23 protein-coding genes and 1 other RNA gene are annotated in these 22,209 nt (G+C 61.3%); 13 read left to right on the top strand and 11 right to left on the bottom strand.

Features of this window, described 5'->3' with window-relative positions:
- Positions 1-14 precede the first annotated feature (14 nt).
- The 4 genes from acrB (at position 15) to AC3YUO_RS02645 (ending at position 3,596) form a co-directional block, all read left to right on the top strand.
- Positions 15-815: an acryloyl-CoA reductase electron transfer subunit gamma gene (acrB, locus tag AC3YUO_RS02630; RefSeq protein ID WP_489961508.1), complete on the top strand. Its 801-nt coding sequence runs from the start codon at positions 15-17 to the stop codon at positions 813-815.
- Positions 816-836: 21 nt separating this feature from the next.
- On the top strand, positions 837-1,949 hold the full coding sequence (gene acrA / locus AC3YUO_RS02635) for an acryloyl-CoA reductase electron transfer subunit beta (RefSeq protein WP_489961509.1): 1,113 nt from the start codon (positions 837-839) through the stop codon (positions 1,947-1,949).
- Between the two features lie 128 nt (positions 1,950-2,077).
- On the top strand, positions 2,078-2,995 hold the full coding sequence (gene dpsA / locus AC3YUO_RS02640) for a dipicolinate synthase subunit DpsA (protein WP_489961510.1): 918 nt from the start codon (positions 2,078-2,080) through the stop codon (positions 2,993-2,995).
- Positions 2,979-3,596 (top strand): dipicolinate synthase subunit B, encoded by a 618-nt coding sequence (locus AC3YUO_RS02645; RefSeq protein ID WP_489961511.1) that lies wholly within the window; start codon positions 2,979-2,981, stop codon positions 3,594-3,596. Before dpsA ends, AC3YUO_RS02645 begins: the two co-directional genes overlap by 17 nt.
- Before the next feature lie 45 nt (positions 3,597-3,641).
- Here AC3YUO_RS02645 and AC3YUO_RS02650 read toward each other — a convergent pair whose 3' ends face one another.
- The 7 genes from AC3YUO_RS02650 to AC3YUO_RS02680 all read right to left on the bottom strand — a co-directional run bounded on the left by AC3YUO_RS02650 (position 3,642) and on the right by AC3YUO_RS02680 (position 11,090).
- Positions 3,642-4,586 carry a transketolase family protein gene (locus AC3YUO_RS02650; RefSeq protein ID WP_489961512.1) on the bottom strand — a complete coding sequence of 315 codons (945 nt, stop codon included), beginning with the start codon at positions 4,584-4,586 and terminating at the stop codon, positions 3,642-3,644.
- Position 4,587: 1 nt separating this feature from the next.
- Positions 4,588-5,433 carry a transketolase gene (locus AC3YUO_RS02655; RefSeq protein ID WP_489961513.1) on the bottom strand — a complete coding sequence of 282 codons (846 nt, stop codon included), beginning with the start codon at positions 5,431-5,433 and terminating at the stop codon, positions 4,588-4,590.
- A 171-nt stretch (positions 5,434-5,604) separates the two neighbouring features.
- Positions 5,605-6,756: a molecular chaperone DnaJ gene (dnaJ, locus tag AC3YUO_RS02660; RefSeq protein WP_489961514.1), complete on the bottom strand. Its 1,152-nt coding sequence runs from the start codon at positions 6,754-6,756 to the stop codon at positions 5,605-5,607.
- Between the two features lie 151 nt (positions 6,757-6,907).
- Entirely contained in the window at positions 6,908-8,761 is a 1,854-nt protein-coding gene (gene dnaK / locus AC3YUO_RS02665; protein WP_118643718.1) for a molecular chaperone DnaK, read from the bottom strand.
- Positions 8,762-9,015: 254 nt separating this feature from the next.
- The gene (gene grpE / locus AC3YUO_RS02670; protein ID WP_489961515.1) at positions 9,016-9,585 is read right to left on the bottom strand and encodes a nucleotide exchange factor GrpE; all 570 of its coding nucleotides are present in this window, start codon (positions 9,583-9,585) and stop codon (positions 9,016-9,018) included.
- A gap of 21 nt (positions 9,586-9,606) precedes the next feature.
- Positions 9,607-10,671 carry a heat-inducible transcriptional repressor HrcA gene (hrcA, locus tag AC3YUO_RS02675; protein WP_489961516.1) on the bottom strand — a complete coding sequence of 355 codons (1,065 nt, stop codon included), beginning with the start codon at positions 10,669-10,671 and terminating at the stop codon, positions 9,607-9,609.
- Between the two features lie 206 nt (positions 10,672-10,877).
- On the bottom strand, positions 10,878-11,090 hold the full coding sequence (locus AC3YUO_RS02680) for a hypothetical protein (RefSeq protein WP_489961517.1): 213 nt from the start codon (positions 11,088-11,090) through the stop codon (positions 10,878-10,880).
- Positions 11,091-11,193: 103 nt separating this feature from the next.
- On the opposite strand from AC3YUO_RS02680, the gene AC3YUO_RS02685 reads away from it, so the two are divergent.
- The gene (locus AC3YUO_RS02685) at positions 11,194-11,352 is read left to right on the top strand and encodes a DUF6364 family protein (RefSeq protein ID WP_489961518.1); all 159 of its coding nucleotides are present in this window, start codon (positions 11,194-11,196) and stop codon (positions 11,350-11,352) included.
- 41 nt (positions 11,353-11,393) lie between these two features.
- Here AC3YUO_RS02685 and AC3YUO_RS02690 read toward each other — a convergent pair whose 3' ends face one another.
- Complete coding sequence (locus tag AC3YUO_RS02690) at positions 11,394-12,761, bottom strand: MATE family efflux transporter (RefSeq protein WP_489961519.1); 1,368 nt, start codon at positions 12,759-12,761, stop codon at positions 11,394-11,396.
- A 111-nt stretch (positions 12,762-12,872) separates the two neighbouring features.
- Positions 12,873-14,012 (bottom strand): cysteine desulfurase family protein, encoded by a 1,140-nt coding sequence (locus AC3YUO_RS02695; protein WP_489961520.1) that lies wholly within the window; start codon positions 14,010-14,012, stop codon positions 12,873-12,875.
- Positions 14,013-14,199: 187 nt separating this feature from the next.
- Here AC3YUO_RS02695 and AC3YUO_RS02700 point away from each other — a divergent pair, with 187 nt between their 5' ends.
- From AC3YUO_RS02700 to AC3YUO_RS02715, 4 genes are read left to right on the top strand one after another with little or no spacing between them, the layout of a single operon-like run.
- The gene (locus AC3YUO_RS02700; protein ID WP_489961521.1) at positions 14,200-15,735 is read left to right on the top strand and encodes a hypothetical protein; all 1,536 of its coding nucleotides are present in this window, start codon (positions 14,200-14,202) and stop codon (positions 15,733-15,735) included.
- Positions 15,736-15,757: 22 nt separating this feature from the next.
- Complete coding sequence (locus AC3YUO_RS02705; RefSeq protein ID WP_489961522.1) at positions 15,758-16,423, top strand: thiamine diphosphokinase; 666 nt, start codon at positions 15,758-15,760, stop codon at positions 16,421-16,423.
- A gap of 30 nt (positions 16,424-16,453) precedes the next feature.
- A complete protein-coding gene (locus AC3YUO_RS02710) occupies positions 16,454-17,203 on the top strand; it encodes an NTP transferase domain-containing protein (RefSeq protein ID WP_489961523.1) in 750 nt (249 codons plus the stop codon).
- Positions 17,196-17,987, top strand: coding sequence for an NYN domain-containing protein (locus AC3YUO_RS02715; protein ID WP_489961524.1), 792 nt, complete (start codon positions 17,196-17,198; stop codon positions 17,985-17,987). Before AC3YUO_RS02710 ends, AC3YUO_RS02715 begins: the two co-directional genes overlap by 8 nt.
- Before the next feature lie 45 nt (positions 17,988-18,032).
- Here AC3YUO_RS02715 and AC3YUO_RS02720 read toward each other — a convergent pair whose 3' ends face one another.
- Positions 18,033-19,364 (bottom strand): MATE family efflux transporter, encoded by a 1,332-nt coding sequence (locus AC3YUO_RS02720; RefSeq protein WP_489961525.1) that lies wholly within the window; start codon positions 19,362-19,364, stop codon positions 18,033-18,035.
- Positions 19,365-19,381: 17 nt separating this feature from the next.
- The gene (locus AC3YUO_RS02725) at positions 19,382-19,852 is read right to left on the bottom strand and encodes a MarR family winged helix-turn-helix transcriptional regulator (RefSeq protein WP_489961526.1); all 471 of its coding nucleotides are present in this window, start codon (positions 19,850-19,852) and stop codon (positions 19,382-19,384) included.
- A 176-nt stretch (positions 19,853-20,028) separates the two neighbouring features.
- Here AC3YUO_RS02725 and smpB point away from each other — a divergent pair, with 176 nt between their 5' ends.
- The 4 genes from smpB to AC3YUO_RS02745 all read left to right on the top strand — a co-directional run bounded on the left by smpB (position 20,029) and on the right by AC3YUO_RS02745 (position 22,194).
- On the top strand, positions 20,029-20,490 hold the full coding sequence (smpB, locus tag AC3YUO_RS02730; RefSeq protein WP_118643744.1) for an SsrA-binding protein SmpB: 462 nt from the start codon (positions 20,029-20,031) through the stop codon (positions 20,488-20,490).
- 27 nt (positions 20,491-20,517) lie between these two features.
- On the top strand, positions 20,518-21,039 hold the full coding sequence (locus AC3YUO_RS02735) for a peptidylprolyl isomerase (protein ID WP_489961527.1): 522 nt from the start codon (positions 20,518-20,520) through the stop codon (positions 21,037-21,039).
- 248 nt (positions 21,040-21,287) lie between these two features.
- Positions 21,288-21,655, top strand: a transfer-messenger RNA (tmRNA) gene (gene ssrA / locus AC3YUO_RS02740).
- A 344-nt stretch (positions 21,656-21,999) separates the two neighbouring features.
- On the top strand, positions 22,000-22,194 hold the full coding sequence (locus AC3YUO_RS02745) for a helix-turn-helix domain-containing protein (protein ID WP_419511484.1): 195 nt from the start codon (positions 22,000-22,002) through the stop codon (positions 22,192-22,194).
- Positions 22,195-22,209: the final 15 nt, after the last annotated feature.

Below are 22,209 nucleotides of genomic sequence, written 5' to 3' on the forward strand. Positions count from 1 at the left end.
GGAGGCAGATGGAAATGAAAATCATTGTTTGTGTTAAGCAGGTCCCCGATACCTCTGGTAAGGTGGCCGTGAACCCCGACGGCACCCTGAACCGTGCCTCCATGGCTACCATCACCAACCCCGATGACCTGAACGCTGTTGAGGCCGCCCTGACCCTGAAGGAGCAGACCGGCGCCGAGGTCGTTGTGGTTTCCATGGGTCCCCCGCCCGCAGAGGGAATGCTGCGTGAGATTATGGCCCGCGGCGTGGACCGCGCCGTGCTGGTGTCCGGCCGTGAGTTCGGCGGCTCCGATACCTACGCCACCTCTCAGATCCTGGCCGCTGCCATCAACAAGATCGGCGTGGAGAAGGAAGACATCGTGATGTGCGGCCGTCAGGCCATCGACGGCGACACCGCTCAGGTCGGTCCTCAGATCGCCGAGAAGCTGGGCCTGCCCCAGGTCTCCTACGCCGCCGACATCAAGAAGGACGGCGACACCCTGACCATCAAGCGCATGCTGGAGGACGGCTACATGACCATCAAGGTCAAGACCCCCTGCCTGGTCACCTGCATCAAGGAGCTCAACGAGCCCCGTTACATGAGCGTGGACGGCATCTTTGAATGCTACTCCAAGCCCTACGAGGTCTTCGATTACAACACTCTGAAGGACGATCCCCTCATCGATCCCTCCACCATCGGTCTGAAGGGCTCCCCCACCAACATCTTTAAGTCCTTTACTCCCCCCCAGAAGGGCGTGGGCATGATGCTGGAGGGCGCCGACAAGGCCACCTGCGAGAAGCTGGCCGGCATCCTTGCCGCCAAGCACCTGATCTGATAGAAGGGAGAATTGAAGAATATGTCTACTTACAACAGTGCTGCTATCGAGGAATTCAACGGCGGCGTTTGGGTATTTTGTGAGCAGCGCCAGGGCAAGATGATGCCCACCTCCTTCGAGCTGATCTCCGAGGGCCGCAAGCTGGCCGACGAGCTGGGCTCCAAGCTGTACGGCATCCTGCTGGGCCACAACATCGAGGGCATTGCCAAGGAGCTGGGCGGCTACGGCGCTGACGGCGTGTACGTCTGCGACCACCCTCTGCTGGAGAACTACACCACCGACGGCTACACCAAGGTCATCTGCGACGTGATCCATGAGTACAAGCCCGAGGTGATGCTCATCGGCGCCACTAACATTGGCCGTGACCTGGGCCCCCGCTGCGCCGCCCGTCTGCACACCGGTCTGTGCGCCGACTGCACCCACCTGGACATCGATGTGCCCAAGTACAAGGAGTTCCTGCGTTCCGCTTCCACTCTGGCTCCTGCCATGATCGACAACATCCCCGAGGATGACCGGAACCTGAAGATGACCCGTCCCGCCTTCGGCGGCCACCTGATGGCCACCATCATCTGCCCCCGCTTCCGTCCCGCCATGGCCACCGTCCGTCCCGGCGTTATGAAGAAGAACGCCTTCGACCAGGCCAAGGCTGACGCCTGCGAGATCATCAAGCCCAACTTCTCCCTCACCGAGGCCGACATGGAGACCCAGGTTGTCGAGGTGGTCAAGGCCGCCAAGAAGCTGGTGGACCTCATCGGTGCCGACGTGGTCGTCTCCGTGGGCCGTGGTATCTCCAAGGACGTGGAGGGCGGCATCAAGCTGGCTGAGGAGCTGGCTGAGGTTCTGGGCGGCGTCGTGGGCGCCTCCCGTGCCGTGGTGGACTCCGGCTGGATGTCTGCCGACCACCAGGTTGGCCAGACCGGCAAGACCGTTCACCCCAAGATCTATGTGGCTCTGGGTATCTCCGGTGCTATCCAGCACAAGGCCGGCATGCAGGATTCCGAGTGCATCATTGCCGTGAACAAGAACGAGAATGCCCCCATCTTCGAGATTGCCGACTACGGCATCTGCGGCGACCTGTTCAAGGTTGCCCCCATGCTCATTGAAGCCATCAAGGCTGCCAAGGCTGCCAAGTAAGATTTCCTTCGCATATAAAAAGCGCTCTGCCCAAAAGGCAGAGCGCTTTTTTGTTTCCGCACCTCCGTTCCTCCGGCGGCATACAGTGAAATAGAAACACATCGCCCCAAGCGCGGACCGGCACATGCTTGCCCGTCCGTCCCTCGGCGGCGAGCGGAGGTGATATCATCAAACAGGAACTAAGCTTTTGGGTGGTGGGCGGCGACATGCGCCAGGCAAAGCTGGCCCAGCTGCTGGCCGAGGATGGCCACACCGTCCACCTCTATGCGCTCCACGCAGATCCGCCTGACGACCACCCAGGCCTTATCCATACAGACCGTCTGGACCACATCGGAAACGCCGACTGCGTCATTCTGCCCCTGCCGGTCAGCGGAGAACCGGGTATGCTCAGCGCTCCCTTTTCCGCGGAGCCCCAGCCCCTGGAGCCCATTCTGGACCGGCTCTCCCCCTCTCAATTTCTCTGCGGCGGGCGGCTGGACCCGGAGCTGCTGGCCATGGCCGGTACCCGGGGGCTGATGGTCCGGGACTACTTTGCCCGGGAGGAACTGGCCGTGGCCAACGCAGTCCCCACGGCCGAAGGCGCCCTTCAGCTGGCCATGGAGCATTTGCCCATCACCATCCACGGCGCGCGGGTGCTGGTCCTGGGCTTTGGACGGGTGGGGAGGCTTACCGCCCAGCGTTTTGCCGCCCTGGGGGCCAGGGTCAGCGTGGCCGCCCGAAAGTACGAGCAGCTGGCCTGGGCCCAGGCCATGGGCTTCGGCACCGAGCATCTGGAGCAGCTGGCGGGCTGGCTGTGCAGCTACAACCTGGTGATCAATACGGTTCCCGCCCAGGTACTGGGCCAAAAGGAACTGGAGGATCTGCGCCGGGACTGCCTGGTGCTGGATCTGGCCTCCAAGCCGGGCGGCGTGGATCTGGCAGCGGCAGGGGAGCTGGGGCTGACGGTCATCTGGGCCCTCTCCCTGCCGGGCAAGGTGGCCCCGGTGACCGCCGGCGCGGCCATCAAGACCACAATCTATAATATGCTCCATGAATTGGGCCGCTGACGGCCCGGAAAGGAAGGTTCTCTTGGACAACATCACTGTGGGATTCGCCGTGTGCGGCTCCTTCTGCACCCACGCCAAGGCTATGGCTGCCCTGGAGCAGGTGCGGGCCCGCTGGCAAAATGTCATTCCCATCGTCTCCGAGTGCACCGCGGAAACGGACACCCGCTTTGGAAAGGCCCACGACCTGATGCGGGAAATGGAGCGCATCTGCGACCACCGGGTCATTGCCTCGGTGAAGGCCGCCGAGCCCATTGGCCCCCAGCATCTGCTGGACCTGCTCATCATCTGCCCCTGTACCGGCAATACGCTGGGCAAGCTGGCCTCCGGCGTAACCGACTCCAGCGTTACCATGGCCGCCAAGGCCCACCTGCGCAACAGCCGCCCTCTGCTTATTGCCCCCTCCACCAACGACGGGCTCTCCGGCTCCGCGGCCAGCATCGGCGCTCTTCTGAACCGGAAGTACATCTATTTTGTCCCCTTCGGGCAGGACGATCCCGCCAAAAAACCCACCTCCCTGGTGGCGGACTTCTCCCAGGTGGCCGACGCCGCCCAGGCCGCCCTGGAGGGCCGGCAGCTTCAGCCTCTGCTTCTAAGAACGTAAAAAAATGCCTGTGCCGACGGCACAGGCATTTTTTTATGGAATGGTTTACTTGCCGCAGAAGTCCTTGGCCACTTCCACAATGTGGTCGGCGCACAGACCGAACTGCTTGAGCAGCGCGGCGGCGGGGCCGGAGTGACCGAACTCGTCGTTGACGCCGATGCGGCGCACGGGGGTGGGGCACTTCTCGGAGAGCACACCGCACACGGCCTCACCCAGGCCACCCAGAATGTTGTGCTCCTCGCAGGTGATGATCTTGCCGCAGTTCTGAGCGGCCTTCAGCACCAGCTCCTCATCCAGAGGCTTGATGGTGGCCATATTGATGACCCGGGCCTGGATGCCCAGCTCAGCCAGGGCCTTGCCGGCCTCGATGGCCTCGGCCACCAGCAGGCCGTTGGCGATGATGGCCACGTCGGTGCCGTCCCGCAGCACCTCGCCCTTGCCAATCTGGAAGGAGTAGCCCTCCTTCTCATGGAAGACGGGAACAGCGGAGCGGCCAAAGCGCATATACACGGGGCCCACGTGCTCGTAGGCGGCCTTCACCATGGCCCGGGCCTCCACATCATCGGCGGGGGACATGACCACCATGCCGGGGATGGAGCGCATGGTGGCAAAGTCCTCGCAGCACTGGTGGGACGCGCCGTCCTCGCCCACGGAGATACCGCCGTGGGTGGCACCGATCTTCACGTTCAGGTGGGGATAGCCGATGGAGTTGCGAATCTGCTCAAAGGCCCGTCCGGCGGCGAACATGGCAAAGGTGGAGGCAAAGGGCACCAGGCCCATGGCCGCCGCGCCGGCGGCCACCGTCATCATATTCCCCTCGGCAATGCCGCAGTCAAAGTGGCGGTCAGGGAAGGCCTTCTTAAAGGTTCCGGTCTTAGTGGCGCCGGCCAGGTCGGCGTCAAAGACGATCAGGTTGTCATGCTGCTGTCCCAGCTCCACCAGGGCATTTCCGTAGCTGTCCCGGGTGGCAATTTTCTTCACGTCGGCCATCTTACTTCCCCTCCACTTCTGCCAGCTGAGCCGAGAGCTCCTTCATGGCAATCTCAAATTCCTCGTCGTTGGGGGCCTTGCCGTGCCAGCCGGCGTTGTTCTCCATGTAGGAGACGCCCTTGCCCTTCACCGTCTTCATCACGATGGCAAAGGGAACGCCCTTGGTGGCTCTGGCCTGGGCAAAGGCGGCCTCAATCTGGTCAAAGTCGTGGCCGTCGATCTCAGTCACTTCAAAGCCGAAGGCGCGCAGCTTTTCGGGGATGGGGTAGGGGCTCATAACATCGGCCACGTTGCCGTCAATCTGCAGGCCGTTGTTGTCGATGATGACGCACAGGTTGTCCAGCTTGTAGTGGTGGGCAAACATAAAGGCCTCCCACACCTGGCCCTCCTGAATCTCACCATCGCCCAACAGGGTATACACCCGGCAGTCCTTGCCCTGATACTTGGCGGCCAGCGCCATGCCGGCGGCGGCGGAAACGCCCTGGCCCAGGGAACCGGTGGACATGTCCACGCCGGGGGTCTCGTTCATGTTGGGGTGACCCTGGAGGTGGCTGCCAATGTGGCGCAGGGTGAGCAGGTCCTCCTCAGGGAAGAAGCCCCGCAGCGCCAGGGCCGCGTACAGGCCGGGGGCGGTGTGGCCCTTGGAAAGGACAAACCGGTCCCGATCCGCCCATTTGGGGTTCTTGGGGTCCACATTCATCTCTTTAAAATAGAGGTAAGTAAAGAGATCGGCGGCGGACAGACTTCCGCCGGGATGTCCGGCCTTTGCGCTGTGGACGCCGCGAATGGCACCCATACGCACCTTGCAGGCCATGGCCATCAACTGCTTTTTCTCTTGCTCTGTCATGGCATTTCCTTCTTCCTTAAAAAGTCCGGACCTCCTTCCATGCGGTCCGGCCGATGGGCTTCATCGCTCCTATTATAGCGGACGGGCCTGCAAAGCGCAAGGGTGCAAATTCCCCTTCCGGGCGCAAAAAGCGGCTTCGGGAACACACTCCCGAAGCCGCAGGCACTGCTCTTATTTCTTCTTTTTGTGCTTATCGAAGAAGGTCTTGATGGGGCGCTCCCCGGTGGTCTCGCCCATGGTCTCACCAAAGGCGCGCAGGGCGTCCCGCTGCTCGGTGGTCAGGTTGGTGGGCACCTGCACCTTGACGGTGACATACTGGTCGCCACGGCCCCGGCCGCGCAGCTCGGGAATGCCCTTGCCCCGCAGGCGGAAGGTGGTACCCGGCTGGGTTCCGGCGGGCAGGGTCCACTTCACCTTGCCGTCGATGGTGGGAATTTCCAGCTCAGCGCCCATGGCCGCCTGGTAGAAGGAGACGGGCTGCTCATAGAGCACCGTGGTGCCCTCCCGCTGGAAGTGGGGATGGGGCTTGATGCGCACGCCCACAATGAGGTCACCGGCGGGGCCGCCGTTCTTGCCGGCGTTGCCCTGGCCACGGAGGGAGACAGCCTGGCCGTCGTCGATACCGGCGGGGATGGTGACGGTGATGCGCTTCTTCTTTCTCACGCTGCCCGTTCCACCGCAGCTCTTACAGGGACTATGGATAATCTTGCCGGTGCCGCGGCAGCGGGAACAGGGGGCAGTGGAGGAGAAGGCAAAGCCGCCCGCCCCACGCTGGATGCGGATGACGCCGGTGCCCCGACAGTCGGGACAGGTCTCCGCCGTGGTGCCCGGCTGGCAGCCGGAGCCCTGACAGTCGTCACAGGGCTCGGTGCGGTTGAGCTCAATCTCCTTCTCGCAGCCGAAGGCGGCCTCCTCAAAGGAGAGTGTCAGGTTGGCCCGCAGGCTCTCGCCCTTCTGGGGGGCGTTGGCCCGCTGGCTGCTTCCGCCGCCGAACCCACCGAAACCGCCGCCGAAGAACGACCCAAAGATATCCCCCAGGTCGATGTCGCCCATATCAAATCCGCCGTAGCCGCCGCCGGCGCCGAAGTTGGGATCCACACCCGCGTGGCCGAACTGGTCGTACTTGGCCCGCTTCTCCTTGTCGGAGAGGACCTCATAGGCCTCGTTGACCTCCTTGAACTTGGCCTCGGCGGTCTTGTCTCCGGGGTTCATATCCGGGTGGTATTTTTTGGCCAGCTTCCGGTAGGCCTTTTTTAATTCATCCTCCGAGGCGCCCTTGCTGACGCCCAGCACCTCGTAATAATCTCGTTTCTGTTCTGGCATATCCTTGCTCACCTCGATCATGAAAACGCAGAAACGCAGAATGCAGAGTGGTAACCGGGGAGATTCCGCCGGAGGCGGCGTGACATTGGCCCCGTCCGCCCCCGGCGAATCTCAGAATGTCAATTCTGCATTCTGCATTCTTAATTCTGCATTACTTCTTGTCGTCGTCCACGACTTCGTAGTCGGCATCCACCACGTCGGGGCCGTCATTGCCGCCCTGCTGGCCGCCACCGAAGTTGCCGCCCATGTCGGGGCCGGGGCCGGCCTGGCCGCCCTGCTGCTGATAGAGCTTCTCGCTGACGGCGTAGAAGGCCTTGGTCAGCTCCTCGGTGGCGTTCTTGATGGCCTGGGTGTCATTGCCCTTCAGGGTCTCCTTCAGCTTGCCCAGAGCAGACTCCACATTGGCCTTGTCAGCGGCGGGAATCTTGTCGCCCATCTCCTCCAGGGTCTTCTCGGTCTGATAGACCATCTGGTCGCCCTGGTTGCGGACGTCAACCTCTTCCTTGCGCTTGGCGTCCTCGGCGGCAAACTGCTCGGCCTCCTTGACGGCCTTGTCGATGTCCTCCTTGGACATGTTGGTGGAGGAGGTGATGGTGATGTGCTGCTCCTTGCCGGTGCCCAGGTCCTTGGCGGAGACGTTCACGATGCCGTTGGCGTCGATGTCGAAGGTCACCTCAATCTGAGGCACACCGCGGCGTGCGGGAGCGATGCCGTCCAGGTGGAACTTGCCCAGAGTCTTGTTGTACTGAGCCATCTCACGCTCGCCCTGGAGCACGTGGACCTCAACGGAGGTCTGGTTGTCGGCGGCGGTGGTGAAGGTCTGGCTCTTCTTCACGGGGATGGTGGTGTTGCGGTCGATGAGCTTGGTCATCACGCCGCCCATGGTCTCAATGCCCAGGGACAGGGGGGTGACGTCCAGCAGCAGCAGGTCCTTCACGTCGCCGGTGAACACGCCGCCCTGCAGGGCCGCGCCCAGAGCCACGCACTCGTCGGGGTTGATGCCCTTGAAGCCTTCCTTACCGGTGAGCTTCTTGACCATCTCCTGAACCGCGGGGATACGGCTGGAGCCGCCCACCATCAGGACCTTGGAGATGTCGCTGCCGGTGAGGCCGGCGTCGCCCATGGCCTGACGGACGGGGCCAGCAGTGGCCTCCACCAGGTGAGCGGTGAGCTGGTCGAACTTGGCACGGGTCAGGGTCAGATCAAGGTGCTTGGGGCCGGTGGCATCGGCGGTGATATAGGGCAGGTTGATGTTGGTGGAGGTGACGCCGGACAGCTCAATCTTGGCCTTCTCGGCAGCCTCCTTCAGGCGCTGCATAGCCACCTTGTCGCCGGTGAGGTCCACGCCCTCGGTCTTCTTGAACTCGGCAGCCATCCAGTCCATGACGCACTTATCGAAGTCGTCGCCGCCCAGGCGGTTGTTGCCGGCGGTAGCCAGAACCTCGATGACACCGTCATCGATGTCCAGGATGGACACATCGAAGGTGCCGCCGCCCAGGTCATACACCATGACCTTCTGAGCGGTCTCCTTGTCCACGCCGTAGGCCAGAGCCGCGGCGGTGGGCTCATTGATGATACGCTTGACCTCCAGGCCGGCGATCTTGCCGGCATCCTTGGTGGCCTGACGCTGAGCGTCGGTGAAGTAAGCGGGAACGGTGATCACGGCCTCGGTGACAGGCTGGCCCAGATAGGCCTCGGCGTCCGCCTTCAGCTTCTGAAGGATCATGGCGCTGATCTCCTGGGGGGTGTACTTCTTGCCGTCGATGGACACCTTGTAGTCGGAGCCCATCTCACGCTTGATGGAAATCACGGTGCGGTCGGGGTTGGTGATGGCCTGGCGCTTAGCCACCTGGCCCACCATACGCTCGCCGTCCTTGGAGAACGCGACCACAGAGGGGGTAGTACGGTTGCCTTCCGCGTTTGGGATGACAACGGCGTCGCCGCCTTCCATGACGGCCACACAGCTATTGGTTGTACCTAAGTCGATACCGATAATCTTGGACATAATGTTTTCCTCCTAAATATATGAAAGATTGTTATTTACAAAATGAATTGGGAAATTAGATTGTTGCGCCGCGGTGCCTCCGCGCTTCGGGTTGTCACGCTGCAGCGGCTGCGCGCTTCGGCTTGTCACGCTGCGGCGGCTGCGCGACGCGCGGCTTCCCTTCGTCTCGGGCTGGTCTTCAGACCGCTATGCGGTCCTCCGCTCGCCCTCGCTCCGGTCCATCCTCGCTGCTCCGCACGCCTCCGCGCTTCGTTTTAATTGGCCACCTTGACCATGGCGAACCGAATGACCTTTTCGCCGCACTGGAAGCCGGCCTGAAAGACCTCAGCCACGGTGTTTTCACCCAGGGTCTCATCCTCCACATGCATCACGGCGTTGTGCTTCTGGGGGTCAAAGGCCTCGCCCAAGGCAGGAATCTCGGTGATGCCCAGCTTGGAGAGAACCTCCTTGAGCTGGTTCATGGTCATCTCCACGCCCTTCTTGTAGGCCTCGTCGGCGGTCTCCTGCTTCAGGGCCCGCTCCAGATTGTCGTACACCGGCAGGAAGGCCGCGGCGGTCTCCGCCTTGGCATCGGTCCAGATGGTTTCCTTCTCCTTGGCGGTGCGCTTGCGGTAGTTGTCGTACTCAGCGGCCAGACGGAGGTATTTGTCCTCCTGCTGGGCGTTCTGGTCCTTGAGGGCCTCCAGCTCACGGAGCAGCGGGTCCTCCTCAGGGGGTGCGGTCTGCTCGCCCTGAGGCTGCACGGTCTCCTCCTGCTGGGGAGCCGCCTGGTCCTGAGGCGTTTCCTGAACGGGATCCTGCTTTTTTGTTTCCTTTTTGCTCACGTCTGCGCGCTCCTTTTTTCTTTATTCCTTGTCCTCACTGTCCTCGCCGGGGGGCAGCTCGCCCTTGCCGAACATTCGGGTCAGGCTGTCGGCGAAGTAGGACAGACGGGCGGTCACCTTGGCGTAGTCCATCCGGGTGGGACCAACCACACCGATGACGCCCCGCATATTATCTCCAATGTCATAGCTGGCCATGACCACGCTGGTGTCTTTCAAGGCGTCGCTGACATTCTCCGGTCCAATGAGTATGTTCATGTTGGTGCCCCGGGCCAGGCTGACGGGCAGCTTCGAGCCCTCCTGCTCCTCAGCCAGATAGGTCATCAGGGGTTTGGCCTTATCCAGGCTGTGGTACTCCGGGTGCTCCAGCAGATGGGTGATGCCCGAGGTGTGAATCTTTTTCTGGCTCTGGTCGGCCAGGACCTCCACCGCGAAGTCCACCACCAGCGAGATAAGCTCAAAGGCGGCGGGAGCGGTACGGGCCTCCATCTTGTCCAGCGTCTGCTCCATCTCCTCCCGGGTCAGGCCCACGAAGGAGCTGTTGAGCACCGCCGACAGCAGCTGCAGCTGGGTGTCGGACAGGGCGTCGGGCATGCGGATGAGCTTGTTCTTCACCACGGAGTTGTCCGTCATCACCACGGCGATGAAGGCGTTTTCCTCCACCATGAGGAGGTCAAACCGCTTGACGGTAATCCGGGTCTTGGCCTCGGCCATGGTGAACACCGGATAGTCGCTGATCTGGGAGAGCACCTTGCCCGCCCGGTCAATGACCCGGTCCAGCTCCTCCATCTTCAGGTTCAGCGCCTGATTGATGCGCTCGGTCTCCTGAAGGGTGAGCTGGTGCTGATCCATCAGCTCGTTGACATACAGCCGGTAGCCCGCCGGGGAGGGAATCCGTCCCGCGGAGGTGTGGGGCTGCTCCAGAAGGCCCAGGTCGGTGAGGTCCGCCATCTCATTTCGGATGGTGGCGGAGGACACATCCAGTCCCGCCCGCTCGGCCACGGCCTTGGAGCCTACCGGCTCGGCGGTGGCGATATAGGTCTCCACAATGGCGCGTAAAATTCGTTTTTTCCGGTCACTGAGCTCCATGCTTCCACCGCCCTTTCTTTGGTTTATGGTTTTAGCACTCATTATCCCCGAGTGCTAAAGATAATGTACCACCGGGTACAAAAATTGTCAATAGGCACTTTATGAATTTATTTTAAACAAATCGGCCGGACCTTTCTTTGCAGAAAAGCCCGGCCATTGCTAAAATTAAACGCCAGAAATGGACGTGTTTCCTGGGGCAGGCGCACCTACCGCTCCTGCTCCCTCCGACGGGCCGCCCAGTCCTCCAGGCGGCCGTATATCCCCCGGAACCACTCGGTCAGCGGATTGCCCCGAAAGCCCACCACCACCGGCTTCCACTCCCCGCAGCCCTCGCACAGATCCTCCTCCAGCACCACCTGCTCCGGAGTATAGTGGGTCCCGTTCATCTCGTTCCAGCAATCCAAACAGAATTCTGCCACGGAAATCGCCTCCTTTTAAAATATTACATTATAACACAATATAATGCAATACAATATTTGAACATTGTATTACATTTCCATACAATAAAGATAAGGTGATAATATGGGAATTGAAAAAAAGACTTACAGCTTTCGTCTGGAAGAAGACTTGGTGGAACAGCTCCGGGTCTATGCCAAGGAGGAAAACCGTAACTTATCTAATATGATAGAGACAATCCTTCTGCAGTACGTGTCGAATCGTGTCGATGAGGACAAAAAATAACAGCTCGTTTGAAAAACGAGCTGTTATTTTTTCGTATTCGATTATCCCACCACAGTGAGGTCCCGGACCCACCGGCCGGACCGCAGCCGCCAGACGCCTACGGCAAATTTTCCAATCTGCTCCACGCCGAAGGCCAGATAGACCCAGAACACCGAGGTTCTCAGCAGCACGCCGCACACCACGGCATAGGGGATGGCCACCAGCCACAGGTTGCCCACATCAATAAGGGTGGCCGCCCGCACATCTCCGCCGCCCCGCAGCACGCCCACAATATTGACCGTGTTGAAGTTCCGCAGGGGCATGACACAGGCCATGACGGTAATCATCATGGTAGCCACGGAGCTGGCACCCGCAGAGAGCTTGAACAGGGGGAACACCCACTGGGGCGCCACAAACCGCACAAAGCACAGCAGAAGCCCGCACAGGACGAGGCCGCACATTACCGCAAGGGTATCCATGGTCAGGCCCACGTTCTTCAGGTTCTTGGTGCGTCCCGCGCCGATTTCCCGTCCGATGATGACCGCTGCGGTGGCGGCCAGGCCGAAGGAAAACACGGTACACATCTTTTCCACGTTGCCCGCCACGGTATAGGCGGCCAGAATCTCCGTACTGCCCTCCATGTGGCCCATAATGGTGGGCATAACCGACGTGCCCAGACCCCACATGGTCTCGTTCAGCACCACCAGGCCGCCGTAGCGGAGGAACCGGCGCACCATGGAGCCTCCGGGCCGGACCAGCAGCCCCGCCCGCACCCGGAAGAACCGGGTTTTTACCATATGGGTGACCACAATGACCACCTCCAGGCACCGGGCAATGAGGGTGGCCAGAGCCGCTCCCTGTACCCCCAGGGCCGGGGCGCCCAGGTTGCCGAAGATGAACACCCAGTTCAGGCAGGTGTTCACCGTCATGGAGGCCGCCAGGATATACATGCCCAGGGCGGGATGCTCCATGCTGCGGTAAGCCGCCACATAAATCATAGTGAATGCGTTGCACACATAGGATATACCGGCGATGCTGCCGTATTCAGCGGCCATGGCCACCACGTCCGGCTGGTTGCCGAACAGGCTGAGGAACTCCCGGGGACAAATCAAAAGCACCGCGGCAAAGGCGGAGGATACCAGCAGCACCACCCAGAGTGCCACGCCGATAACCCGGTTGATGGCCTCCATGTCCTGCTTTCCCCAGTACTGGCTAATCAGCACCGAGGCTCCGCTCTGGACACCAAAAATAAACAGCTGCACCACAAAAAGCGGAATATTGGCCAGGGTCACCGCCGCCATGGGCGCCTCGCCCAGCATACCCACCATAAAGGTATCCGCCATACTCAGGGTGCTGGTAATCAGATTCTGCAATACAATCGGGGCGGCCAGCGCCACCACCTGGCGGTAAAAGCCAGGCTCCCGCCTCATGTAAGAAAACACACGTCCACTCCTTTTTCACATTCCTTCCGCGCCCCTCCCGGGGCCCCGGGCCGCCGCCCTTCCCGCGTCGGCCCTCCACTCCTTCCAACAAACGCCCCGTCAGGACAGGGCAGTAAACAGCTGCCGGCCCGCCCGCTCCAGGCCCTGGGCCAGGGCGTCCACATCCTCCCGGGTGGTATCATAGGAGAAGCTCACCCGCAGCACCCCGTCCCGCTCCTTCTTGGGCAGGTTCAGGGCGGCAAAGACATGGCTGGGCTTGCCCTTGTGGCAGGCCGAGCCCGAGGAGACATAGATGCCCAGGTCGCTCAAAAAGCGCACCACCACCTCGCTCTTGTAGCCGGGCAGGGTGATGGGCAGAATGTGGGGCGCGCCCCCCTCGGTCAGCACCCGCAGTCCGGGCACGCTGGCGGTGAGCCGCTCCACAGCGCAGGCCTTCAGATCGGCCATGTGCCGGAGATCCGCCTCCAGCGTCTCCCGGCCCGCCTTCACCGCGGCGGCCAGGGCTGCAATCTGACTGGTGGGTTCGGTGCCCGAGCGCAGGCCGCTCTCCTGCCCTCCGCCCCGAATCATGGGCTGAATGTTCAGCCCCTTGCGCACGTACATGGCTCCAATGCCCTTGGGGGCGTGAATCTTGTGGCCGCTGATACTCAGAAAGTCCACGCCCAGCTCCTTGGGAGTAAAGGGTACCTTTAAAAAGCCCTGCACCGCGTCGCAGTGGAGCAGAGCCGGACAGCCCGCCGCCCGGATGGCCCGGGCCGCCTCCGCCACGGGCAGAATGGTGCCCAGCTCGTTGTTCACCAGCATCATGGACACCAGCACCGTGTCCTCCCGCAGGGCGGCAGCCACCGCCTCCGGGGAAATGGTTCCGTCCCGGCCGGGCTGGAGGTAGGTCACCTCGTACCCCTGCCGCTCCAGCGCCCGGCAGGGCTCCAGCACGGCGGAGTGCTCAATGGCGGTGGTGACAATGTGCTTGCCCTTCCGTTTGTTCAGCTCCACTGCCGCCTGGATGGCCCAGTTATCGCTCTCCGTGCCGCAGGAGGTGAAACAGACCTCCTCAGGCAGACAGCCCAGGCCCAGGGCCACCTCCGCCCGCCACTCCTTCAGCCGCTCTGCCGCCCGGGTGCCCAGGGCGTACCGGGCCGAGGGGTTGCCCCAGCCCTCTGTCATGGCCTCCAGGGCCGCCCGGGCCGCCTCCTGCCGCACCGGCGTGGTGGCTGCGTTGTCCAAATAGTGCGCCATAGTCTCTCTCCTTCCCCAAATTGGGGGTCTTTTGTACTCATACCATCGATATTCTATTCTCTGGCAAATGGAAAGTCAAGGACGGTTTCCCACCTCAACTTTCTGCCGCGGGCCTTGCCAAAAAAAGCGCGGGTGTATATAATGAAACCGTGTTACTTTGCGCGATTATGTGGAAGGAGCGAGGATCATGTCCTCTCCGAAGTGCTGGTCCCGCCAGGCCGCTCTTCTGATTTTTTTCCTCTGCTGTCTCTTTATCGCCTGGAATGTGCCCTATACCCACGATGACTGGGACTGGGGACTGGAAGAAAGCTGGGCTCTCTGGCGCTCCGGCGCCATGAACAGCCGCTATGCCGGTACATTTTTTGTCCTGATTATGACCCGCTCTCCCCTGGTCAAAACCCTGGTGATGGGCTCGGTCATGTTTCTCCTGCCTCTGCTGTCCGTCCGGCTGACCGCTCCTGAGACAGGCAGGGATCGGCTTCCCCTGGTCGGGCTGGCCGGCGGAGTTCTGTTCGCCATGCCCCTCTTCTGCTGGCGGCAGGTCTTTGGCTGGGTGTCCGCATTTGCCAATTTTGTACTGGGCGGTTTGTTCCTGCTGCTGGTCCTGCTGCTGTGGCAGCGGGCCTTTTCCTCCCGGAAGGGCAGCGTTGCACTGCTGTCCCTGGCCCTGTTTTTCTGCTGTCTGGTCACACAGCTTTTTGCGGAAAACATCTCCGTGATGCTGCTGGTGGCCTCTCTGGTGGTGGCAGGCTACGCTCTGGTTACCCGCCGCGCCCGGCTGCCCGCCCTGGCCTCTCTGGCCGCCTGCGCTCTGGGCACCTGGCTGATGTTTCACAACGCCCTGTACTCCGACCTGATGTCCAACGGCCAGGCTCTGGACGGCATCCGCAGGCTGGCCTTTTCCCCGGACGCCCCCCTCCCGGAAATTGTTTCCACGGTTACGACACGCTACTTTACCACATACGAAGCCCTTCCGGGGTTGTTTGAAAACTTCCCTGCCGTCTCTGGTCTGCTGGCAGCGGGCTGTGTATGGCGGCTGTCCCGGCAGGGTGCGCCCAAATGGGCGGTGGCGGCAACGGGCGTCTGGATGGGCGGATACAGCCTCTTCTGCGCCTGGATGATGCACCACCTGATTCTGAATTCCCAGTGGGTCCACCCCTGGCCCCTTCTGCGGGCCGCCGCTCCCCTTCTTCAGCTCGGCCTGACTGCTGTGATCGTGGTGCGGGACCGTCCGGGAACCCGAGCTCCCCGGCTTCTGCTGCTGGCCGCGGCGGCGGGCATGGTGGTTCCCTTTGCCCTCATTCAGGAGGGCGGTCCCAGGTGCCTGTTCCCCTCCGCTTTGTGTCTGCTGCTGTGCGGGCTGTCCCTACTCTCCGACTTCCCCTGGCCCCGCCCGTGCCGCCTGCTGGCCGGGCTGGCTCTGGCTGCCGCGGTGGGCTTTCATGTGTGGGTCTATGCCCTCATCGGAGAAAATGAGGCGGTGCGGATGGAGCAGATTGACCTGGCTGTCCGGGGCGAACGCTCCTCCGCGGTATTCCCCACGGAATCCGAATCCCTCTTCTACTTCTGGGGCCGCAACCCCGGCAACCCGGATCGGGTCCAAAGTTTCCGGCGTTTTTATGGCCTGCCGGAGCATGTTGAACTGGTATTTCTCCCCTATGGCTCCGCCCGGTATTGGCCGGACATTCCGGAAGACATGTGGGAGCAAGCTTCTCGCTTTTAAATTTGGAAAGGAAGTATGCGCTGTGGCAAATTCGTCCGGCATCTGTTATGTGGTGGGGGCCATGTCCCTGACCCCCGCTCTGCGTCCTTACCCCGCCCCCGGCGACTATGTGATCGCCGCCGACCGGGGCTACGACTCCCTCATGGCCTACGGCGTCACCCCCGACCTGGTGGTGGGGGACTTTGACTCCCTGGGCTACACCCCCTCCCACCCCAACCTCATCCAGCTGCCGGTGGAGAAGGACGACACCGACGTGGCCTTTGCCCTGCGCAAGGGGCTGGATCTGGGCTACCGCCGCTTCATTCTGCTGGGCGGCGTGGGCGGACGGCTGGAGCACACTCTGGGCAACCTCCAGATTCTGGACTGGCTGACCACTCAGGGCGCCCAGGGCTTCCTGGCGGGAGAAAAGACGGTGGCCACCGCCCTGCGAAACGGCACCCTCACCTTCCCCGCCTCCATGAGCGGCTACCTGTCCATTTTCTGCAACAGCGGCACTGCCAAGGGGGTCACCCTCAAGGGGCTGAAGTTCCCCCTGGAGGACTACACCCTGCTGGGCAGCTTCCCCATCGGAGTGAGCAATCAATTCCAGGGTCAGGAGGCCACGGTGTCCGTGGAGGACGGTTCCCTGCTGCTGCTGTGGGAGGAGAAGGGCGACTTCTACTCCCTGCTGCCCCGTCTGTGGGTGTAATTTCACTGTGTTACAAAGGAGCGTTTTGATATGACCAACATGAAAGCTCTGGTGCTGGCCGCGGGCAAGGGCACCCGCCTGCAGACGGAGGGCATCGACCTGCCCAAGGTGATGCGCCTGGCCGACGGCAAGCCCCTGCTGCACTATGTAGTGGAGAGTCTGTCCTTCCTGCCCCCCGAGGACATCATCCTGGTGGTGGGCTGGAAGAAAGAGGCGGTGCTGGCCGCCTTCCCCCAGTATCCCCACGCCGTTCAGGAGCAATTAAACGGCACCGGCGGTGCCGTGCAGTATGCCGCCCCCCTGCTGGAGGGCTATGAGGGCCACCTCATCGTCTGCTGCGGGGACACCCCCCTCATGAGCCGGGCCACCTTCCAGGCCCTGGCCAAGACCCACCTGGAGGAGGGCAATTCCTGCACCATGCTCTCCGCCCGCCTCCCCGAGGGCGGGAGCTACGGCCGGGTGCTGCGGGAGGCCGACGGCTCCTTCCAGCGCATTGTGGAGGCCCGGGACTGTACCCCCGAACAGGCCGCAGTCACCGAGGTCAACACCGGCACCTATGTCTTCCGCGTCCCCGCCCTGCTGTCCGTGCTCAATGAGCTCAACCAGGACAACGCCCAGGGCGAGCTGTACCTCACCGACGTGCCTGCCCTGCTGAAGGCTCGGGGCCTGCGGGTAGGCCTGTGCGACACCTGCTCCCCCGACGAGATGCTGGGCGTCAACACCGTGGAGCAGCTGCAGCAGGTAGAGGACCTGCTGCGCCGGGAGGCCAGCCATGGCTGAGGCGGTCAACGACAAGGACCTCCGCCTGGCCGTACTCATTGACGCGGACAACGCCTCCCGCACCGCCATGAAGGACGTGATGGCGGAGGTGGCTGTCTACGGCACCCCCACCATCAAGCGGATCTACGGGGACTGGACCTCCCCCAACATGGCCTCCTGGAAGTCCATCCTGCTGGAGTGCGCCATCACCCCCATCCAGCAGTACGGCTACACCACCGGAAAAAATTCCACCGACTCGGCCATGATCATCGATGCCATGGACATCCTCTACTCGGGCAACTGCGATGGCTTTGTGCTGGTGAGCAGCGACTCCGACTTCACCCGCCTGGCGGTTCGCCTGCGGGAGGCGGGGATGAAGGTGTACGGCATGGGGGAGAAAAAGACCCCCAAGCCCTTCATTGTGGCCTGCGACAAATTCGTGTATATCGAGGTCATCCGGGCCGCCGCCAAGCAGGCCGCCGAGGCAGCCAAAAAGCAGGAGGCTCCCGCCGTCCGGCCCGCCCGGAAGGAAAACCGGAAGGCCCAGAACAATGCTCCCGCTCCGGCGGAAATTGTGGAGCTCATTGCGGAATCGGTGGAGGACCTGTGCGAGGAGGACGGCCTGGCCCACATGGGCAAGCTGGGCAACCTGCTGCTGAAAAAGCAGCCCGACTTCGACCCCCGGAACTACGGCTTCTCCAAGCTGTCCAAGCTCATCCGGGCCCTGGACCGCTTTGAGCTGGTTCCCCTTGGGGATGAAAACATCGAATTTTACGTCCGGGACACCTGCCCCGAGGACAAATAACCGAACACCGGCGACCTCCCGTTGCGGAGGCCGCCGGTCTTTTTCTTACCAGTAGTGGTACTGCTTCCGGCGGGTGACCAAAAAGCCCAGGGATACCAGGACCCCCAGCCCTTCGGCGAAGACCACCGCCCACCAGATGCCGTCCAGGTCCCAGATAAGGGGCAGCAGCAGCACCATGCCGCCCCGGAACACCAGGGAACGGGCAAAGGAGATGAGGGCGGACACCACGCCGTTGCAGAGGGCGGTAAAGAAGGCGGAGGCGTAGATGTTAATCCCGCAGAAGAGATAGCTCAGCGCAAACAGGCGGAAACCGTGGACCGTCATCTCCAGAAGCTCCGGGTTGTAGCCCACAAAGGCGGAGGCCAGGGGGTAGCTCAGGGTCTCCGAGGCCAGCACCATAATGACCGAGGTGACGGCAATCACCCGTACGCTGGTGCGGAACACATTCCGCAGCTCCGGTCGGTTGTCCGCTCCGTAGTGGTAGCTGACAATGGGGGCACTGCCGATGGAGAAGCCCAAAAATGCCGCCACAAAGACAAAGTCTACGTACATCATCACGGAGTAGGCGGCCACACCGGTCTCCCCGATGAGGCGCATGAGCTGAATGTTATAGAGAATGCCCACCACCGAGGCCGAGATATTGCTCATGAGCTCCGAGGAGCCGTTTCCGCAGGCCTGAAGCAGCTGCCGCCCGTAAAACCGGGTGGCGGTGAGCCGCAGCCCCGCCCGCTCTCCGGTGGCAAAGTACAAAAGGGGAATAAGCCCGCCCACGCAGTAGCCCGCCACCGTGGCCCAGGCCGCCCCGGCGATGCCCATGTCCAGCACCGCAATGAACACATAGTCCAGTCCCATGTTGGTCAGCCCCGCGGCCACCGAAAAGCCCAGGCCCATTCCCGGCCGCTCCGCCACCACAAAAAAGCTCTGGAAGGTGGTCTGGAGCATAAAAATGACGCTGCCCGCCAGCATCACCCGCCCGTAGGCCACGCAGTCCGCCATTAACAGGTCGCTGGCTCCCGCCAGCCGGGCAATGGGACCCGCCAGCAGGGCACAAGCTACGGACATCACACCGCCCAGGGCGATGACGCTATACACAATCAGGGAGAAGTACCGCTGTGCCAGCTCCCGGTCCCCCTCCCCCATGGTCCGGGCCACAATGGCGCTGCCTCCGGTGCCCAGCATAAACCCGAAGGCACCGATGATCATGGTCACCGGGAACATAATGTTCACGGCAGACAGGGCCATGTCTCCCACCAGGTTGGAGACAAACAGGCCGTCCACCACACTGTAAATAGAGGCCACCACCATCATGACAATGGACGGCAGGGTAAACCGCAGCAGCCGTCTCCAGGTGAAGTGGTCCGATAACTTGATTCGCATAAAAACCTCTCAGAACATCACATACTTAGTTTCTCATCCCTGAGGAGGCGCTCCGCCTCCTCCCGCAGCAGGTCCAGATTCCGCCGCCCCAGGCGCAGAATGGCCTCCCGCTCTTCCACGGTCAGACGCTGAAAAGCCCGCTCCTCCATGGCAAACACCGGGTCAACCGTCCGCCGCATCAGCTCCTCGCCCGAAGGCGTCAGACAAATTTCCTTGCTCTTCCGGTTGTCCGGAGGGCTCTCCAGCCGGAGATAGCCCGCCCCCTCCAGGTTCTTCAGGGCGGAATTCACCGTCTGCTTGCTGAGATACAGCTCGTCGCACAGCTGCTTCTGGCTCACCGGCCCTTCCGCCTCCCGCAGGGTATATAAAATCCAAAAGGCGCTGTCCGACAGGCCGCAGTGCCGGGCCAACCGGTGATAAACTTCATTGCTCGCCTTGTACTGACCGTTATAAATCCGGATAAATTCCTCGAAGCTCATATCCGCCATGGTATCGCCTCCAAATAGTCCGATTTCGGACTTTATGCCGCTCCAATAGTATAGTCCGGTTTCGGACCTTTGTCAAGTCCTCAGCAATCTGCGCAATTCCCCCTTGCTTTTTCCCCTGAAACATGGTATATTTATTTACCATTCATCCGACCTGCTCGGAAGAAGGGAGGTGCCCTATGGCAGAATCGGTCAAGGTGGTGGCCAAAAACAGCAAGGCCTATCACGACTACTTTATCGAAGAAAAATACGAGGCCGGCATTGAGCTTGCGGGCACCGAGGTCAAGTCCATCCGGATGGGCAATGTGAATCTGAAGGATTCCTTCTGCATCATCAAGGACGGACAGCTTGCCGTTCACGGCATGCACATCAGCCCCTACGAGAAGGGCAACATCTTCAACAAGGACCCCCGCCGTCCCCGCCGGCTGCTGATGCACAAGCGGGAGATCATGCGCCTGTTCGGGCGCCTGAAGCAGGACGGTCTGGCTCTCATCCCCCTGTCCATCTACTTCAAGGGGCCGCGGGTCAAGCTGGAGCTGGGGTTGGCCCGGGGCAAAAAGCTCTACGACAAGCGGGAATCCGCCGCCCGGCGGGACGCCAAGCGCGAAATTGACCGGACGATGAAAACCCGGAACCGATAAAATCTCACATCAGAAAGGACGATTGACATGGCTCAGAACCCCATTGTCACCATCGAGATGGAGGACGGCGGCATCATCAAGGCCGAGCTCTACCCCGATGTGGCTCCCAACAGCGTGAACAACTTCATCAGCCTCATCCAGAAGGGCTTCTATGACGGCCTCATCTTCCACCGGGTCATTCCCGGCTTCATGATTCAGGGCGGCTGCCCCGACGGCACCGGCATGGGCGGCCCCGGATACTCCATCAAGGGCGAGTTCACCCAGAACGGCTTTGCCAACAACCTGGCCCACGACCGGGGCGTGCTGTCCATGGCCCGGGCCATGAACCCCAACTCCGCGGGCAGCCAGTTCTTCATCATGGTGGAGAAGGCTCCCCACCTGGACGGCCAGTACGCTGCTTTCGGCAAGGTCATCGAGGGCATGGAGGTGGCCGACGCCATCGTGTCCACCAAGACCGACTGGAACGACCGGCCCCGCCAAGATCAGCGCATGAAGAAGGTCACTGTGGATACCTTCGGCGTGGACTATCCCGAGCCTGAGAAGGTCTAACGTTTCAAATGGAATCTTCTCCTCCCCGCGCGGGGAGGAGAAGTTCCCACCTTATTCTCCCGTAACGGCGGCGCAGCCGCCAACCAAATCGAAGCCCGCCGGAAACCGCCGGCCGCTTGTCCCCGTACCAAACCAAATCGAAGCCCAGCTGAAAGCGGGTTCGATTTGGAGAGGAGAGGCAAGGGAGCGGCGTGAGGAATAGCCGCCTTTGGCGGATGTTCCGAATGGAGCGGACTTTGCCTCGACGAGGGGGCGTACCGGTTTCGACGGGGACGTTGAAGTGGGAATAGCGGGCGGTGGCGCCTGGCCACCTTAAAACGGGCATTCTTTATAAATTAAAGAACAACAACGAATACGCTTACGCTGCCTAATTAAAGGCGGCCGTCCGACCCGGAAGGACCACGAGCCGGGATCGGGCGTCGATTAGTGGTGCACGTGCGTACGCTAAGCTTTGCGCGTACCATGAACCATGAAGCTTACCCAACCCCTGGGCGTGACGGCTTGCCTGGGGCGCGGGGAACAGGGAGAGCAAGACTCCCGCAATAACCGTCTGCGCCCGGAGAAGTTCCCATGGATGCGTTTTCGGACGGGGGTTCAACTCCCCCCGCCTCCACCAAAGAAGCACCGCAATTTTGATACAAAGCGTATCAGGATTGCGGTGCTTTCTTTTTGCCCAAAAGCCCTGATTGCAAGTGCTTTTGGGCTTTTGAGGATTCTGCTGATGCCCAGTAGATTGATAGCCCACTGGTAATCCGCTCCTCGAAGGTATCGGATGACAGCGGGCTATCGTTTGTTTTTAGGGCTACCGTTTAATTTGTGGGCTATCGTTTGTTTGCCGAATGCCAATGATTTAAATAGCATGAAACACATTAAAATAACAGGAAACATATTGAAAACCGCATCCAAATCCGCTATAATTAAAATGGTTTTTTATACTTTGTAGTATCCGGAGGTGTAGAGATGGCGGATATCGCTAACGATAAATGGATAAACATTGACGAAGCTGCGGAATATCTGGGAGTCAAGCCCGGAACCATTCGTGATTGGATAAGAAAAGACAAAGGCATTCCTGCCCACAAGATAGGAAAGCAATGGAAATTCAAATGCTCTGAATTAGACGAGTGGGTAGCAAGCGGAAAAAGCGCAATGCAATGAAACTTGTTTCGATAA

Source organism: Pseudoflavonifractor sp. HNCC25GI2 (assembly GCF_058136395.1).